General features: G+C 32.1%; 16 protein-coding genes. 9 read left to right on the top strand and 7 right to left on the bottom strand.

Going from position 1 to position 18,001, the window contains the following annotated elements; genetic code table 11:
• Nucleotides 1–73: 73 nt before the first annotated feature.
• Entirely contained in the window at nt 74–2,884 is a 2,811-nt protein-coding gene (locus tag OS191_RS14640) for an outer membrane beta-barrel protein (protein WP_267156442.1), read from the top strand.
• A 159-nt stretch (nt 2,885–3,043) separates the two neighbouring features.
• Here the strand turns inward: OS191_RS14640 and OS191_RS14635 are convergent, their stop codons facing one another.
• Genes OS191_RS14635 through OS191_RS14615 form a run of 5 tightly spaced genes read right to left on the bottom strand, consistent with a single transcriptional unit; the run spans nt 3,044 to nt 6,262 of the window.
• Entirely contained in the window at nt 3,044–3,853 is an 810-nt protein-coding gene (locus OS191_RS14635) for a TPM domain-containing protein (protein WP_267156441.1), read from the bottom strand.
• Nucleotides 3,854–3,861: 8 nt separating this feature from the next.
• Nucleotides 3,862–4,299, bottom strand: coding sequence for a TPM domain-containing protein (locus tag OS191_RS14630; RefSeq protein ID WP_267156440.1), 438 nt, complete (start codon nt 4,297–4,299; stop codon nt 3,862–3,864).
• Nucleotides 4,300–4,304: 5 nt separating this feature from the next.
• Entirely contained in the window at nt 4,305–4,904 is a 600-nt protein-coding gene (locus OS191_RS14625) for a LemA family protein (RefSeq protein WP_267156439.1), read from the bottom strand.
• A 57-nt stretch (nt 4,905–4,961) separates the two neighbouring features.
• A complete protein-coding gene (locus OS191_RS14620) occupies nt 4,962–5,291 on the bottom strand; it encodes a MerR family transcriptional regulator (protein ID WP_267156438.1) in 330 nt (109 codons plus the stop codon).
• Nucleotides 5,291–6,262, bottom strand: a complete 972-nt coding sequence (locus OS191_RS14615) for a M23 family metallopeptidase (RefSeq protein ID WP_267156437.1) — start codon at nt 6,260–6,262, stop codon at nt 5,291–5,293. The genes OS191_RS14620 and OS191_RS14615 overlap by 1 nt, the downstream gene beginning before the upstream one ends.
• A 231-nt stretch (nt 6,263–6,493) precedes the next feature.
• Here OS191_RS14615 and alaS point away from each other — a divergent pair, with 231 nt between their 5' ends.
• The 7 genes from alaS to OS191_RS14580 all read left to right on the top strand — a co-directional run bounded on the left by alaS (nt 6,494) and on the right by OS191_RS14580 (nt 14,758).
• Nucleotides 6,494–9,100, top strand: a complete 2,607-nt coding sequence (alaS, locus tag OS191_RS14610) for an alanine--tRNA ligase (RefSeq protein ID WP_267156436.1) — start codon at nt 6,494–6,496, stop codon at nt 9,098–9,100.
• 148 nt (nt 9,101–9,248) lie between these two features.
• On the top strand, nt 9,249–10,208 hold the full coding sequence (locus OS191_RS14605) for a GSCFA domain-containing protein (RefSeq protein WP_267156435.1): 960 nt from the start codon (nt 9,249–9,251) through the stop codon (nt 10,206–10,208).
• A gap of 108 nt (nt 10,209–10,316) precedes the next feature.
• Nucleotides 10,317–10,838 carry a DUF6252 domain-containing protein gene (locus OS191_RS14600; RefSeq protein WP_267156434.1) on the top strand — a complete coding sequence of 174 codons (522 nt, stop codon included), beginning with the start codon at nt 10,317–10,319 and terminating at the stop codon, nt 10,836–10,838.
• A gap of 295 nt (nt 10,839–11,133) precedes the next feature.
• Nucleotides 11,134–11,421, top strand: coding sequence for a hypothetical protein (locus tag OS191_RS14595; protein WP_267156433.1), 288 nt, complete (start codon nt 11,134–11,136; stop codon nt 11,419–11,421).
• Nucleotides 11,422–11,425: 4 nt separating this feature from the next.
• On the top strand, nt 11,426–13,375 hold the full coding sequence (locus tag OS191_RS14590) for a tetratricopeptide repeat-containing sensor histidine kinase (RefSeq protein ID WP_267149161.1): 1,950 nt from the start codon (nt 11,426–11,428) through the stop codon (nt 13,373–13,375).
• 58 nt (nt 13,376–13,433) lie between these two features.
• Nucleotides 13,434–14,087 (top strand): response regulator, encoded by a 654-nt coding sequence (locus tag OS191_RS14585; RefSeq protein ID WP_267149160.1) that lies wholly within the window; start codon nt 13,434–13,436, stop codon nt 14,085–14,087.
• A gap of 47 nt (nt 14,088–14,134) precedes the next feature.
• Entirely contained in the window at nt 14,135–14,758 is a 624-nt protein-coding gene (locus tag OS191_RS14580; RefSeq protein ID WP_267149159.1) for a DUF4230 domain-containing protein, read from the top strand.
• Nucleotides 14,759–14,796: 38 nt separating this feature from the next.
• Here the strand turns inward: OS191_RS14580 and OS191_RS14575 are convergent, their stop codons facing one another.
• Nucleotides 14,797–15,102, bottom strand: coding sequence for a rhodanese-like domain-containing protein (locus OS191_RS14575; RefSeq protein WP_267149158.1), 306 nt, complete (start codon nt 15,100–15,102; stop codon nt 14,797–14,799).
• A 457-nt stretch (nt 15,103–15,559) separates the two neighbouring features.
• Nucleotides 15,560–17,305 carry an aromatic amino acid hydroxylase gene (locus tag OS191_RS14570; RefSeq protein ID WP_267149157.1) on the bottom strand — a complete coding sequence of 582 codons (1,746 nt, stop codon included), beginning with the start codon at nt 17,303–17,305 and terminating at the stop codon, nt 15,560–15,562.
• A gap of 118 nt (nt 17,306–17,423) precedes the next feature.
• Between OS191_RS14570 and OS191_RS14565 the strand changes: the two genes are divergently transcribed.
• A complete protein-coding gene (locus OS191_RS14565) occupies nt 17,424–17,993 on the top strand; it encodes a TetR/AcrR family transcriptional regulator (RefSeq protein ID WP_267149156.1) in 570 nt (189 codons plus the stop codon).
• The last annotated feature ends 8 nt before the right edge of the window (nt 17,994–18,001 follow it).

Raw genomic sequence — 18,001 nt, 5'->3', positions numbered from 1 at the left:
CTTTTATTAAGAAAATTCACACGAAAAACTAAGTACTTTCGTTTTAATTGTTACTAAGCTATCAATCAAAACCATGAAGTACTTTTTTTTTACCCTAGTTTTTTTATGGGTTTCAATTGTGTTTTCTCAATCCAATAAATTTCAGATCTCAGGGACTGTAATTTCTGCTGAAGATCAATCTCCTTTAGAGTCGGCTACGGTTCATTTAGAACGTGTAAAAGATAGTACGGTTATTACCTATACCATTACAGATAAAGATGGACGTTTTTCTTTGGAAGATAAGATTAACGACACGCAGGTAAATCTGTATATTTCTTATGTAGGATATAAAACCTATTTTAAAAAAATCGAGTTAAGTAAGGAAATCATCCAACTTAACACGCTTTCGTTAGAAGTAAATTCCAATGCGTTAAATGAAGTGCTTATTACTTCCCAGGCGCCAATTACATTAAAAAAAGATACTTTAGAATTTAATGTAAAATCCTTTAAAACTAAAAAGGATGCCACGGTAGAAGATTTGCTAAAAGAACTTCCAGGAGTTGAAGTAGGAGAGGACGGGAAAATAAAAGTTAACGGAAAAGAGGTGAGTAAAATACTTGTTAATGGCAAACCGTTTTTTGGAGATGATCCAACCATTACTACCAAGAATTTAACCAAAGATATTATTGACAAAGTACAGATTGTGGATACCAAAACCAAATCGGAAGCCTTTACAGGAGAAGAGACGGATGGCGAAGATAAAACCATAAACCTAACCATTAGTGAAGATAAAAATAAAGGCGTTTTTGGACGTGTAGCTGCTGGAGGAGGAACTGATGAACGATATGAGTTTGCAGGCATGCTAAATTATTTTAATAACGACCAGCGTGTGAGTGTTTTAGCTGGCGGGAATAATATCAATTCCCCAGGATTTAGTTTTGGCGAAATACAAAAAATGTTTGGACATGCAAACAGTATGTCCATATCTAGTACTGGAGCCTTTACCATAGACGGTCGTTCTTTTGGAGGTGGTGCTGGAATTACAAAATCTCAAAATGTTGGTGCAAATTATGCCGATGTTATTGGGAAGAAAACAGATGTTTCTGCCGATTATTTTCACTCTGGAAGCATCTCAGAAAACGAAACAGCTACTCAGCGTGAGAATATTTTACCAGACTCCCGTTACTATACTAATTCCAGAAATAGTAGTTATAATAATAGCAATAGTCATAGCGCTAATTTGGGTTTTGACATTGAGGTAGATTCCACGTTATTAATAAATATAGTTCCTTCTTTTCGCTATTCTAAAAGTGAAAATACATATAATGGATATGAAGAATCTTTAAATAATTCAAAAGTTTTGACCAACGAATCTACTTCAAATTCCAAAGTAGATAATCTAGCCAATAATTTTAGTAATAACTTAAGTGTTACCAAAAAGTTTGGATCTAAAGGCGGTTTTATTAAAGCGAAAGTGAATTTTGAATTAATTTCCAGAGAATCGGACGATTATTTAAATTCCTTAACAAATATTTATGGCGAAGATTTGCTTGATCCTACTAATCCGGATTATGTGTTAATAGACCAAACCAGTCGCGATCAATTTACCGATGGCAACGGCAACACCAACACTCTTAGTACTACTTTGAGTTATAGATTGCCTCTTATAGATAAAAAGCTTTTTATAGACTTTGATTATAACTATTCCAATACAAAAACAGACGATACTAAAAGCACCTTTGATAAAGATGCAGAAGGTAATTACAACATCTTTAATCAGGCATTAAGTACAGATTTTGAATACACAGATGAAACCAGCGTGCCAGGTATGTCTTTAAGTTATAGGGTTGATAAATTTTCAGCTAGTTTTGGAGCTTCTTATCTTTTTAGAACTTTAGGAAATAATGATCTTTTAAGGCCTGAATTCAATATAGAACGTAAGTTTGAAAACATACAATTAAATTCCAATATTAGATATAAATTAAGCAATAAAACTTCGGTAAGTGTTAGTTATAGATTACGAAGTTCACCACCGGAATTATATCAGTTGCAAGCCTTTGCAAATGTGTCAGATCCTTTAAATACCATTGTTGGGAATCCAAATTTAGAACCAGAAACAAAGCATAATTTTTACGGAAGTTTCAATGCTTTCGATTTTCAAAAACGAACCGGTTTTTATGGGTATTTTGGATTGGCGTTTACAGATAATAAAGTAGTTTCAAGGTCTATAATTACTGAAGATTTAGAAAGAGTTACTACCTACGCCAATGTGAATGGCGATTATAGTGGTTTTGGAGGAGTGGATTATAGTAAAAAGATCAACCTGGACAGCTTAAGAACAGTAAAAGTAGGGCTGGGGCTTAATGGAAATATTTATAGAAATGTCAATTTTAATAATGGTGTACAATATGCAAGTCATGTAAATTCCTTGACGCCAGAAATAGATTTTACCTTTGAGTGGAAAGGTATTTTTGAAATAAGACCTCGATATAGCATTCGCTTTACAAATAACAAATACAATTTAGAGACCTTTGAAGATACCAGTTTTCTATTTCATCAATTAAGAATAACCTCTGCCTTGTTTTTGCCAAAGAATTTTGAGTGGCGAAATGATGTTAAATATAATTACGACCCTAGCATATCAAGTAGTTTTCAGCAGAGTGCTTGGTTTTGGAATAGCTCATTAGCATACTCTTTTATGCAAGATAAAGCCCTAATGACCTTAAAAGTATACGATTTATTAAATCAAAATACCAATGCCAGAAGAAGTGCCACACAAAACTATATACAAGACTCTCAAAGCAGCGTATTGCAACGTTATTTTATGTTGAGTTTTAGTTGGAAATTTAATAGTTTGGGTAAAAAAGGAGAGTCTGGTAATGATGACATGTACTTCTTTGACTAGATGAAATAAAATAGAAAAGACTTCTTTTTTGAATCTATTATATTAGGTTAGGTCAATGTGTTATTCGATATAGGTTAATATATGAAAGCGTTTTAATTTCAGTTTCAATTTTGAACGTTGAAATTTAAATCTTAAGAATTGCTAACTACAAACTAAGTTTTACCAGCTTCCACCAGCACCACCTCCAGAGAAACCTCCACCTCCGAAGCCTCCTCCAAAACCTCCCCCAGAGAATCCACCACCGGAAGAACTTCCAAAACCACCTGATGAGCCACCATAACTTCCCCTTCCCATATTACTTAAAATAATCGCGTCGAGAATGCTAAAGCCACCTCCTGAATTACTGCCAGGACCTCCTTTGCCTCCTCGTCTGTTTTTGGATATAGAGATTAGAATGAAAATGAAAATTATAAATAGAAAAAATATTAAACCAAAAGGAAACCCGGAATCTTTTGAAGACCTTCGAGTGCCTTGATATTCTCCCATTAAAACCTCAAAAATAGCATCGGTTCCTTTGTCTAAGCCACTGTAATAATCATCTTTTTTAAATTCTGGGATTATCACATTTCTAGTAAGTTCGCCTACAATTCCAGCTGTTAATTTATGTTCTACACCATAGCCTGGTGAAATCCATATTTTTCTGTCGTCTCTAGCTAATAAAATAAACACGCCATTGTCTTCTTTAGCTTGTCCAATACCCCATTCATGAGCCCATTTGGCAGATAAAAGTCCAATGTTTTCACCTTTAGAAGTAGGAATAATTACTACAACAATTTGTGTTGAGGTGGTGTCGGAATATTTAATTAGTTTTTGTTCTAGACTGCTTTTTTCAGAAGGAGAAAGCAGCGACATATAATCGTAAACACTGGTTTGTTCTTTTGGAATTTCAGGAATATCGAATTGAGCCACTATCTTTTGCGAAAAACACAAACTGACAAAGAGAATAATTACAAATTTTATTTGTTGCATTGTCATCATTAGCCTTTAGATATGTCGTTGGGTAACTCGTTGATATCGTTGTGTTGCCAAGGAAAGTGTTTTTCTAATACAACTCCAGCTTTTAAAATCCCATCCACAAGACCTTGCTTGAAGTTTCCAGATTTAAACTGCGCCTGAATCACGTCTTTAGTGGAAGTCCAAAAGTCTTTTCCCACAATATCGTTAATACCTTTGTCTCCAAAAATAACAAAGGTTTTATCTTCTACTGCTACATAAATTAAAACCCCATTTTGCTCTTTGGTATTGTCCATTTTTAAATAATGAAATACTTCCATAGCACGATCAAAAACGTCTATTTTAGAAGATTTTTCAAGATGTACTCGAATTTCTCCAGATGTGTTTTTTTCGGCCTTACGTATGGCGTTTACAATCTCTTGTTCTTCTTGTGCCGTTAAAAAATCTTCTATTTTAGACATGTTTTCTAGTTAAAATCGAATTCAACATCCACTGGTTTTTCTGCTCCAGCTTCAGCATCGAAATATGGTTTAGCTTCAAAGTTAAAAATACCAGCTAATATAGAGTTAGGAAATGTTTTTACATGTGTATTAAATGGTTTAATAGCTTCGTTATAACGTGTTCTAGCGGTTTGAATGGTGTTTTCCGTGCTTGTTAATTCATCTTGTAGTTTAAGAAAATTCTGATTGGCTTTCAAATCTGGATAACGCTCTACAGTTACAAGTAATCTTGATAATGCACTACTTAAACCACCTTGTGCTTGGTTGAATTGTGCTAATTGCTCTGGTGTAATATTAGAAGGGTCGATAGTTGTTTTGGTAGCCTCACTTCTAGCTTTTATTACAGCTTCTAGTGTGCTTCTTTCAAAATCGGCAGCACCTTTAACTGTGTTGACAAGATTTCCAATTAAATCGTTTCTTCGTTGGTAAGAAGTTTGGACATTTCCCCATGCTTCGCCTACATTTTCATTAAGTGTAACAGCTGTATTATTAAATCCTACAGCCCAATTGTAAATACCAAAACCAAGGACAGCTAAGATAATTACTGGAATTAACCATTTTTTCATGATATATTGTTTTAAGTGTTCGTGTTTGTTCTATTAGTTGTAAAAGTAATAAGATTGTTACAGTTGTTCTTTAATTTTAAGAAGCTGTGCTTTAACATTTTTCAATTTGCTAATAATCTCGAAGGTTTCTAAAGGCTTTTTCTTTTCTTCCTTAAGATGAATTTTTGCACCTTCAAGAGTGAAGCCTCTTTCTTTTACCAAATGAAAAATAAATTTTAAATTCTTAATATCTTCTGGTGTGAATTTCCTGTTTCCTTTTGCGTTTTTCTTAGGTTTTAAGATATCGAATTCTTTTTCCCAAAAACGAATTAAAGATGTATTTACATCAAAGGCGTTAGCTACTTCGCCAATACTATAATATCGTTTTTCAGGTAATTCTATTTGCATTAGTCTAAAGATTGGTTTTCTAAGGAAGCATGTTCAAGTAATTTATTAAATTCTTCAGCAGATAAACTTCCGTAATAGAAATTTAAAGGGTTGATACGTTGCTCGTCTTTAAAAATCTCGTAATGTAAATGTGGGGCTTCAGATCGTCCTGTACTTCCAACAAAACCAATAATATCTCCACGTTTTACTCTCTGATTTTTCTTTACGTTATATTTATACATATGTGCATAAAGACTGATATATCCATAACCATGGTCTATTCTTACATGATTTCCATATCCTGCTGAGCCATTATCTGCCCTAATAACGACACCATCTCCTGTAGCATAAATTGGCGTGCCACGAGGCGCCGTAAAATCCATACCCCAATGCATCTTTCTTGCTTTTGTAAAAGGATCTGTTCTAATACCATAACCAGAAGCCATTCTTGTTAAATCTTCGTTATTTACGGGCTGGATAGCTGGAATAGCTGTTAATAATTTTTCTTTCTCTTCGGCAAGCTTGGTTATTTCGTCTAAAGATTTAGATTGCACCACTAGTTGCTTTTGTAGTTGATCTAAACGTTTATGACTTTGTATGATTAACTTAGAATTATCAAATCCTTCCAGATTCTTATATCTATTAATACCTCCAAAACCTGCTTTTCTTTGTTCATCAGGAATTGGGTTAGCTTCAAAGTATAATCTGTAAATATTGTTATCTCTATCGGCAATATTTGCCAAAACCGTTTCGGTTTCGTCCATCTTCTTATTCAATAACTCTAATTGGAATTGGGCATTTTGTAATTCGTGTTTTAAACCTTTTTCACGTGGAGACTCTATATACTGACTGGCAATAAAAACAAATAAAAAAGCAAATATAGCAGAAGCCAGTATAAACAACGACATGTATTTTACCGTTCTTGTTTTTTTACGCTCTATTTTTCTGTAAGAAAGCGTATCTGAATCATAATAATATTTTACCTTACTCATTATCTAATTTATGCTATTTTTGCATGGAATTAATATTTAACGATTTATCAATTAGTATCCAAAACGAACAAACCTACAAAATATTTTCATTGTAAATTTAGTAAAAACTAAACGATAAAATAAGAAAGTAGCATCTCTCAATCCGAAATTTAAAATAGATTTGCAGAGAAATAGTAAAAAACGTCTCGTTTTATAGAAAATTTAACAAAATCAAGCTTTCAAAATAAATAAATGAAGTCTCAAGAAGTACGTTCGAAATTTTTAAGTTTTTTTAAAGAGAAAAAACACAGTATTGTACCATCTGCTCCCATGGTGTTGAAGGACGATCCAACCCTCATGTTTGTAAACTCAGGAATGGCGCCTTTTAAAGAATACTTTTTAGGAAATACCAAACCAAAAAATAATCGTATTGCAGATAGTCAGAAATGTTTACGTGTCTCTGGAAAACACAACGATTTAGAGGAAGTAGGTTATGATACTTATCACCACACGCTTTTCGAAATGCTTGGGAATTGGAGTTTTGGAGACTACTTTAAAAAAGAAGCCATTGCTTGGGCTTGGGAACTTCTTGTCGATGTATATGGTGTAGATAAAGATATTTTGTATGTAACCGTTTTTGAAGGCGATAAAGGAGACGATATTCCTATGGATCAAGAGGCTTTCGATTTATGGAAGCAATTTGTTCCAGAAGATCGTATCTTGATGGGAAATAAAAAAGATAATTTTTGGGAAATGGGAGACCAGGGACCTTGTGGACCTTGTAGCGAAATTCATGTAGATATTCGTTCAGCTGAAGAAAAAGCAAAGGTAGATGGAAAATCCTTAGTTAATATGGATCACCCTCAAGTAGTAGAAATTTGGAACTTAGTTTTTATGCAATACAACCGGAAAGCGAATGGGTTGCTTGAAGTTTTACCTAACAAACATATCGATACAGGAATGGGATTCGAGCGCTTGTGTATGGTGTTACAAGGTGTACAGTCTAATTACGATACGGATGTTTTTACACCAATAATTAGAGAAATCGAAACCATTACAGATAAAGATTATGGTAAAGAAGAGAAAGTAGATGTTGCCATACGCGTTATTTCAGATCACGTTCGTGCAGTCGCTTTTTCTATAGCAGATGGACAGTTGCCAAGCAATACTGGAGCTGGATATGTTATTCGTCGTATTTTACGTCGCGCCATTCGTTATAGCTTTACTTTTTTAGATCAAAAAGAACCGTTTATATATAGATTGGTTGATGTTTTAAGTAAAAAAATGGGAGATGCTTTCCCTGAATTGATAGCTCAAAAGCAACTTATTGAAAACGTTATTAAAGAAGAAGAAGCCTCTTTTTTAAGAACTTTGGATCAAGGTTTGGTGCTATTGGATGGTATTGTTAAAAGTACTTCAGGAGATACAGTTTCAGGAGAAAAAGCTTTTGAATTGTATGATACTTATGGTTTTCCAATAGACCTAACAGCATTGATACTTTCTGAACAAAATTTAAAACTGGATGAAAAAGGTTTTAAAGACCAATTAGAAAAACAAAAGAAGCGTTCTCGTGCAGCAAGCGAAATGTCCACAGACGATTGGACTGTTTTAATAGATGATGCTGTACAAGAATTTATAGGCTATGATGCTTTAGAAGCAAAAGTAAAAATTACACGTTATAGAAAAGTAACATCCAAGAAAGATGGAGATATGTATCAACTGGTTTTTAATCTCACGCCATTTTATGCTGAAGGTGGAGGACAAGTTGGAGACAAGGGCTATTTGGAAGATGGAAATGGAAATATCACTTATATTCTAGATACTAAAAAAGAGAGTAATGTAGTGATGCATTTTGCTAAAGATTTACCAGAAAATTTAAACGAAAATTTCACGGCAACTGTAGATTCTAAACAGCGTTATAGAACAGAGTGTAACCATACGGCAACACATTTATTGCACCAAGCATTACGTGAAGTTTTAGGGAGTCATGTGGAACAAAAAGGATCTGCTGTGCACTCAAAATACTTGCGTTTTGATTTTTCACACTTTTCAAAACTAACATCTGAAGAATTACGCGATGTTGAAATTTTTGTTAATGCACGAATTGCTGGAAAATTACCACTTCAGGAAAAAAGAAACATTCCAATGGATCAAGCTTTGGAAGAAGGAGCCATGGCTTTGTTTGGTGAAAAATATGGAGATACCGTTAGAATGGTTCGTTTTGGTCAATCCATCGAATTGTGTGGTGGTACACATGTGAAGAATACAGGTGATATTTGGTTCTTTAAAATTGTATCTGAAGGAGCTGTCGCTGCAGGAATTCGTCGTATTGAAGCCATTACAAACGATGCTTTAAAAGATTATTTTGTAGATATTAATAAGACGTTTAATGATATAAAAGTGTTATTAAATAATAACGAACCTGTTAAAGCGCTGCAAAATTTACAAGAAGAAAATAGTAGTCTTAAAAAACAAGTGGAGGCTCTATTAAAAGACAAAGCAAAAAATCTAAAAGGCGATCTTAAAAACGAATTAACAGAAATAAATGGCATTCAGTTTTTAGCAAAGAAAATAGATTTAGATGCTGGAGGCATTAAAGATTTATGTTTTGAATTAGGCAGTCAGTTTGATAATTTATTCTTGTTATTTGGAGCAGAAAACGAAGGGAAGGCTTTATTGTCTTGTTACGTATCTAAAGGACTGGTAGAAAGTAAAGGCTTGAATGCAGGGCAAATAGTTAGAGAATTAGGAAAACACATCCAAGGTGGTGGTGGCGGACAACCTTTCTTTGCAACTGCAGGAGGTAAAAATCCAGGAGGAATTGAAGCTGCTTTGGAAGCTGCTAAAAGTTATTTGTAATAAACTAATAGCTCAGTTTTTACACAGAGACTCACAGAGATTTTTTTAAATTCAAATCTCTCTGTGAATCTTTGGTAAACTTTGCGAATCTCTGCTAAATAGTCTTGCATATTTAAAATTTGTGATAATTAGTGAAATTCGTGACTAAATGAACCTTCAAACAAACATACCATTAATTAAACAACAGCATAATCAAATAGATTATCATACCAAGTTGTTGTTAATTGGATCGTGTTTTGTGGAAAACATAGGAGGAAAATTAGATTATTTTAAGTTTCAAACGCTTCAAAACCCGTTTGGAATTTTATTTCATCCACAAGCTATTGAGAGTTTTATCACACATGCTATTAATCAAAAAGTTTATACAGAAGAGGATGTGCTTTTTCAAAATGAACAATGGCATTGTTTTGAAGCCCATTCCAAATTAAGTAACCCCGATAAACTAACGCTTTTAAACACACTTAATAGCCAAATTCCAATAACGGCCAATCAGCTTGAGAGTTCGTCTCACATTATTATTACCCTAGGAACTGCCTGGGTGTATAGATTTATTGAAAGAGATGAGGTAGTTGCAAACTGTCATAAAATACCACAAAAAAAGTTTTTAAAAGAACTGCTTTCAATTAACGAGATTGTCGAAACGTTGGAATCAATTATTGCACTTATAAGAAGTGTAAATAATGAGGTGACTATTATTTTTACAGTATCTCCTGTAAGACATTTAAAAGATGGCTTTGTTGAAAACACGCAAAGTAAGGCGCATTTAATTTCTGCTATTCATTCTGTTCTGTCACCTCGAGCGCAGTCGAGAGGTCTTTATTATTTCCCATCCTACGAAATCATGATGGATGAGTTGCGCGATTATCGTTTTTATGCCGAAGACATGATTCATCCAAACCAAACAGCCATCAATTATATTTGGGAGAAATTTATATTGGTCTGGATTTCAGAAAAAGCTTCACATATTATGGAAGAAGTAGATGCTATTCAAAAAGGACTTCAGCATAAACCTTTCAATCCAGATTCTAAAGCACATAAACTTTTTCTTCAAAAGCTTTCAGATAGAATAGAAAAGCTTCAAACAAATTTCTCACATATTATATTTTAATCTGTCTCTTTTCTCTTTTTTTAAAATATACGTATTTCTTCGTATTGATTACTACGTCTTTAAGTTGCAAATTTGGAGTATTATAAACCCCCTAAAAATATTTCAACAATGAAAACTTTAAAACATCTTACCTTATTTTTAATGTGCTTTTCTTTAATAACACTTTCTTCTTGCTCAGACGATGATGATGGTGGAGATGCTGGAGGTGGAGGAGCAGCTTCAGGAACTATTACAGCAAAAATTAATGGAAGTTCATTTACATCTTTAGAAATGACTTCTTTTGCTAATGCTACAACTGGTGGTGGACAAACCACTTTGGTGATGCAAGGAAACACACAATCTCAAGCGATTAGTATGATTATTAATGGATATGATGGTGTTGGAACCTACCAACTAAGCGACGATAATGTGTTTAGAACTGCTTCTTATGCAGAACCAAATATTAGCGATCCAATGAATACGCAAACATGGAATGCGCCTTATCAAGATTCTGGTGTAATTGGTGAAATTAAAATTTCTGAAGAGACAGATACTCATGTAAAAGGGACCTTTAATTTTACTTGTAAAAATGCTAATGATGGCTCAACTAAAAGCGTTACAGAAGGAGCTTTTAATCTTAAAAAACAATAAGAAATCTTGTTTAGATAGATTTAGAACATCTTGACAATAAGAGCCTTGTTGTTAGGATTATACCTGATTAAGCGTAATAAGGTAGGTTATTGCGCTTAATCTTTTTTAACTATCGTTTTGTCGAATAATTATGTAATATCTACCATTAAATTGTATTTTCATCATGCTATTAATCAATTTTATAAATAAACATCAGGCAATATCTATCTTTTGAGGGATTGAGTTTGATGTTTTTTTTATGTCTAAAATGAAAATTTAAGCATGCTTTTTTTTAAACTTAATAAAGTATTTAATTATGGATTTAAATCTTCTTTTTTCGTTTATTTTATTCACACTTATTGGTGTTTTAATAGTATTTAGTTTTAGAGTAGTTGTTGTTACTCAATGGAACACTAAAGTTTTTAAAGAAAGTTATTTAAGATTGCAAAATCAGTTAAGTTTTGAACAACTGAAACAAGAACAGGTTATTCAAAAAAATGCTTATTTGGAAAACTACAATAAGTCCTTACTCAATCAATTATTTGAAATAACAAAAGAGCTACTTATCACTAAAAAGATTATATTCGAGGAGCATTACAATTAATTATATGAAGAAGTTACTATTCCTGATTTTTGTTTTACAACTTAATTTAAATGCGTTTTCACAAAGCCCGCAAAAAATTATAGATAGTTTAAAAATTCAGCTTTTAAATAATCCAGATGAAGTTAAAAAAGCTAAAATCTATGGAGATTTAACTTGGTATTATTGTACAGTCTCAACTGATTCTGCCTTGGTTTATGGAAAGAAAGCTATGTCTATGGCTAAAAAAATGAACGACTCTGTATTCTTGGCTCAAACTCTTAATGATTATGCCACAGTTTATTATTTAAAAGGAGACCTTAATCAGTCTGAAAACCTATTGCGGAAATCTTTAAAAATTAGAAATAAGCTGCAGGACTCTTCTGGAATAGCAGCAGTAAATTCTAAATTGGGTAATATTTTTTATAGGAAGACATTATTAGATAGTTCTATGATTTATTTTCTTAAATCGCTGAAATTTTATGAAAGTAGTGGAAATGAAGTTGTAGCAAATTCTCTTAAAAGTAATATTGCAAATATTTATATGGCATTAAAAAACTATACTAAATCGCAACAGTATTTAAATGATAATATTGCTTTTTTTAAGAAAAATAATCAGTTTGAATATTTAAGTAATTCATATGTAAGTATGGCTAGTCTTTATTTGTTTAAAACGGATACTGCAAATGCTATTACTTATTTACATAAAGGAATAAAAGAAGCAGAAAAAGCAGATGCATTTCCAACTTTAGGTTCTGCTTATAATAATTTAGGAACTATTTATAACGATAAAAAAGAATATAAATTAGCTAGAGAATATATACAGAAATCTATAGAAATTAGAGAGAAAACAAATTTAGGAACAGAATTGGCTAGTTCTAAATTAAGTCTAGCAGGAGTCTATAATAATTTAGGAGAATTTAGTAAGGCAAAATCCATCCTTTTAGAAAGTTTAAAGATTTTTAAGGATGAAGCTATGGTTGAAAAGAGTTTGCAGGTGTATTTACAGCTTATTCCGGTTTATGCAAGTGAGTCTAAACCGGATAGTGTAGCATATTACACAAATTTATATGTAAAGAATCAAGATTTAGTGTTGCAGGAAAAAGCTTTAAAATTAAGTAGCGAATTAGAAACTAAATATCAAACGGAAAAAAAGGAAAAAGAAATTTTATTACAACAAACTGAAATTTCGCAAAAAGAATCTGATTTAAATAGAAAAAACTATCAAATTATAAGTTTGATTATTTTAGCTATTGTTTTATCTCTATTTGGGTATTTATTATACAATCAGCAAAAACTCAAACATAAGCAGCTTAAAAAAGAGAATGAATTAAAAGAGGCTTTGGCCAAAATTGAAACCCAAAATAAACTCCAAGAGCAACGCTTACATATTAGTAGAGATCTGCACGATAATATTGGCGCCCAATTAACTTTTATTATTTCGTCTGTAGATAATTTAAAATATGGCTTTAAACTTTCAGACAATTTAAACGAAAAACTAAAATCTATTAGCGACTTTGCTTCTTCGACTATTTACGAGTTACGAGACACTATTTGGGCCATGAATAAAAATGAAATAACTTTTGAAGATTTACAATCGAGAATTTCAAATTTCATTGAGAAAGCCAATAAATCCGCGCATGCTATAGTTTTTAGTTTTAATGTAGACGAAGACATGGGGAAACACAAGATGTTTACCTCTGTGCAAGGAATGAATATCTATAGAATTATTCAAGAAGCTATTAATAATTCTATAAAATATGCCAAGGCTACTAAAATAGATGTTGATTTTACTTTTGAAAATGCTATTTATATAATGACGATTTCAGATAACGGAACTGGATTCAATTATAAGGAAGTAGAGTTAGGAAACGGTTTAAATAATATGAAAAAACGTGCTCATGAATTGGATGCTGAATTCGAAATAAAATCTGAAATAAATAAAGGAACAACCGTAAGAGTGTTTAAATCAATTTAAACCTCATTCTTTCTGTTATTATGAATAAATAAAAGGTTGAATTACTAAGAAATAATATATGAATATTAAAATAGCTATAGTTGACGACAATGCTTTTCTAATAAATACTGTAAAAGAAAAACTCTCTTTTTTTGAAGATTTGAATTTTAAATTTTCAGCTACCGATGGTTCAGATTTATTAGCGAAATTAGAAGATAATAGGAATATAGATTTAATTTTAATGGATATAGAAATGCCAATCTTAAATGGCATTGAAGCAACAGAAATTGTCAAACAAAAATATCCGCATATTAAAATAATTATGCTTACCGTTTTCGATAACGATGAAAACATTTTTAAGTCTATTAAAGCGGGAGCTGATGGATATTTATTAAAAGAAATAAACGCTCAAGATCTTCACGACGGAATTATAGAAACCCTAAATGGTGGTGCTGCTATGAATCCTTCCATCGCTTTAAAAACCTTAAAACTTCTTAGAAACCCACTGAGTATTGAAAATAGAGAGGAACAAGAAGATATTAAATTAACAGCTAGAGAGGTTGAAGTTTTAGAACACTTAAGTAAGGGATTAAGTTATAATGCTATTGCAGAAAATTTAATACTTTCTACAGGAACTGTTAGAAAACATATTGAGAATATTTATAAAAAACTTCAAGTACACAATAAAATTGAAGCCTTGCAAAAAGCTAAGAAAAACAACCTTATTCCTTAATAGTTGGGGTACTATTATCTCATTAATTTTTTATGTACTTTTGAGTTATGAGAAAAATACTATTGGGAATCATCATTGCTTTAGTTGTGCTTTTAACTTTTAAGTTTTGCGAAGACCAAAAAGATAATAAAACAACCCTTCACGAAGACTCCGCTTTAATACAAGAATCCATTAAAAATGTGGGGAAGCTTGTAGTTACAGAAGGACATTTTAGTCAGGTATTTACCTATAAAAATTCTAAAGCCTTATTTTCTAATTTAATAAATGTAGAAAAAAAGGCTTTGGTAGTTGCAAATGCAGATGTTACGGTTGCTTACGACTTAAGTAAGTTGGAATATGTTTTAGATGAAAAGAATAAAGAATTAATAATTACATCTATTCCAGAAGAAGAAATAAGCATTCATCCAGATTTTGAATATTATGATGTTCAAGCAGATTATCTAAACCCGTTTGAAGCCAAAGATTATAATACCATAAAAGAATCCGTAAAACAAAGTTTACTAAAAAAAGTAGAAGCCTCTAATTTAAAATCGAATGCTCAAAATAGACTACTAAGCGAATTGGCTAAATTCTATATTCTTACAAACTCTTTAGGTTGGACTCTTAAATATAATGGAGATGCTATCAACTCTTCAAACGATTTTCAAAACCTTGAAGTTTTTAAAGATTAAAACTCCCCCATAAAGAGACGCTAAGCTGTAAAAGCTATTTATAACTTATTGCGTAAGCTACTCCAGCCTCCGCCATTAATGGCTTCAATACCATTGCTGTTTAAAATAGAAGCGGCACTTCCAGAACGCATACCACTAGCACAACAAGCAATAACAGGTCTGTTTAATTTTTTAATATCATTAATTTTCCCTTTTAAAGTTTGAAGAGGAATATTTTTAGAACCCGTAATAGCACCTTGACTAAATTCTTCTTTTGTTCTTACATCAATAATAATAGCTTTTCTAGATTGAAAGTCTTTTATTTTATCACTTTTATTCCCAGTTAGAAAATCTAATAATCCCATAATTTAATTTTTTACAAAGTACTTTATTTTATTTCAAAAACTTTGTAACAAGTGTTACATGACACTTTATTTATAAATTGTTTAACAATAGCTTCTTAAAAAAAAATTATAACGAACTCTCAAAGTCTTTATTTACGCAGGTTTTCATGGTGTTTTAACCTTTAGGGTTGTTTTTATAAAGCTCATTTTTGGCCTATCGAAAGTTTATCGTAAAATTTGAAGTGTAGGCCTCGTAAAATTTTAGGCTGTTTGAGTCAGTCGGATTAGTCCTCAAAGGACTATATTTAATGGCGAGTTCCTAAAATTTAGAGGACTAGCAAAAAATTTAGATAAAGTTTCGTAAGCCTAGATTTTTTTGGTTCGTTTTTTCATCAATGGAAAAAATGAATAAACTAAATATTTATGATAGGATTGGTTATTTAACAATAATGTTACTATTCTAAAATGAAAAAAACTCTTAAAATAAAGCCAAACCATCTTCAATAAGATGGGCAATTTTAGGTTTCTGCAGTTGGATGTTTTTTAAATGCTCTAATAGTTCAGCATGTAATTCTTTACTATTTTGTTCTTGTAAAATTTCCAGTATCTCCAGTATAATCAGCCATTCTAATGGGTGATTTACTTTCAAATCATCAAACATGGCTCGGAGTTTTAAAATATCTATTTTATTAGAATCCCTCATGTCTCTTACAAAAGCATACAAACTTTCTAATTCTATAGTTTTCGAGTTTTTTTCTTGTTTGATGGTTTCTGTGCTGGATACATGGTATAAATTATTAAATGATCTAAAGTCGGCAGCACCAGCATAGGCAGAAACAATAGACGAGCCTACGGCCAATCTAAAAATTCCATCATTTGGAGAAAACAAAATCTCATCTTTATAGCTCACGGTGCAATCCTCAAACTCAATTAAAATAAGCTTTCCAAATAAGTTTCTAATTCCAGTAGTATTTAAACCTTCTACTATGATACCACTTTCATATTCAAAAGAAATTCGTTTTCCATCGTAAAAATTATAAGCTTTTAAATCTCTTGGACCCATGTCTTCAATAGCTAAATTAATCCCTTTTAATTTACCAATTGGAGAGCTAAACCCATCAGGGTTTGCCTCGGTTCCTAAACCTATTAACTCTTTTTCACGATTGGCTAAAGCTGTTGGACCTTCGGTTTTAAAATAGACTACACGATTGTCTTCGTCGGTTATCATGTCGGTAAAAACACCCGAAATCTGTAAACCCGTATTCAACTCAATACTACCAATTTTCTGAGAATCGATTAGTTTTTGTAACCCTCTAAACCCACCTTTTCGCAAAGCCATGGTATTAGAAAATTCATCTAAAACCTCCATTAAATAAGCAAAATCTGGAGTTACATAAAGTTGAGGTTGCGGTTTAGTAATATCAAATTCTTGTTCAGCAGCATCTAAAGAATATGGTATTTTTTCAACTTCATCTCTCATACACCATTTACTTTCGCCTATAGAAGATAGTAATCCCGCTCCATAAATTTTAGGATTTTCTATGGTTCCAATTAAACCGTATTCAACCGTCCACCAATGTAAATTTCTGATTTTTGCCATTTCAGAAAGTGGTACTTTTTTATTCTGTAGCTCATGGACTAAATCTTCAGCTTCTTGAATTTCTCTTTCACTGGAGTTTGTGGCTTCTTTTAAAATAGACAGTCTTCTAACAGCTTCATACATATCGTTATCATGAGAAGATAAAATGGCCTTCGCGCCAACTTCCCCAAAACGTCTAAGGTATTCCGCATAATCAGGATTTGCAATTATTGGAGCATGCCCGGCAGATTCGTGAATAATATCTGGTGCTGGAGTGTATTCTATGTTTTCTAGCTGACGGATATCGGAAGCTATCACCAATATTTTATACGCTTGAAATTCCATGAAAGCATTTGGAGGTATAAACCCATCTACGGCAACAGCTGCCCATCCAATGTTTTTAAGAATTCTATTCATGCCATACATGCTGGGTACATTATCTATAGAAATTCCAGTTTTTTCAAGACCATTTAAATAAGATTCGTGGGCAATTGTACTTAAATAAGAGACGTTTTTTCGCATCACATAGCGCCAAACAGCCTGATTAATTGGTGAATAATCTTTATAATTCTGTGGCTTAATAAACTGTTTTAAATGTGGAGGTAATCGGTCTATTAATGGGTTTGTTTCTATTTTAGTATCCATAAGCAGTATAGCTTTCTAAATTGAAAAATATGTGTGCAAAGTTACAGATTAAAGCTTGGTAATAGTTAAGTCTAATCCAGAGATTTTATAGAATAATTTATCAGTATCTTAGTAGCCAATGAAACAAGAAACACGTAAAAACGAAATTATAAATGTAGCAGCCAAACTCTTTAAGGAAAAAGGTTATAGTGCTGTAACCATGAGAGATATTGCTACTTCTATGGGAATAAAAGCAGCAAGTTTATACAATCATATAAGTTCCAAACAGGAAATTCTTAAAGAAATAATTATTGCTCTGGCTGAGGAATTTACAGAAGGTATAGAGCAGATTAAGGCTTCAGAAAAATCTTCTATAGATAAATTAAAAGAGATTGTTACCCTTCATATATCTATAACAAGTAAAAACACTTTTGGGATGGCATCGTTAAATAACGATTGGATGCACCTGGAAGAGCAATTGGATTACTATTTAGGTCTACGAGCTGGGTATGAGGAAAGTTTCCGAAGTATTTTAGTAAATGGAATAAAAAATAATGAAATTGCTAATAAAAACCCAGAAATTATGATGTTTTCTATGCTTTCAACCTTACGCTCCTTATACATTTGGATTCCAAAGAAAGAAGCTGTAAGTATTAAGAAACTCAGTGCTCAATTAAGTGATGTTCTCATTCATGGAATTAACAAATAGTTTAGATT

Source organism: Xanthomarina sp. F2636L (assembly GCF_026410195.1).
In the GTDB taxonomy this organism is placed as follows: domain Bacteria; phylum Bacteroidota; class Bacteroidia; order Flavobacteriales; family Flavobacteriaceae; genus Xanthomarina.
This window is presented reverse-complemented; position numbering and strand designations above follow the sequence as displayed.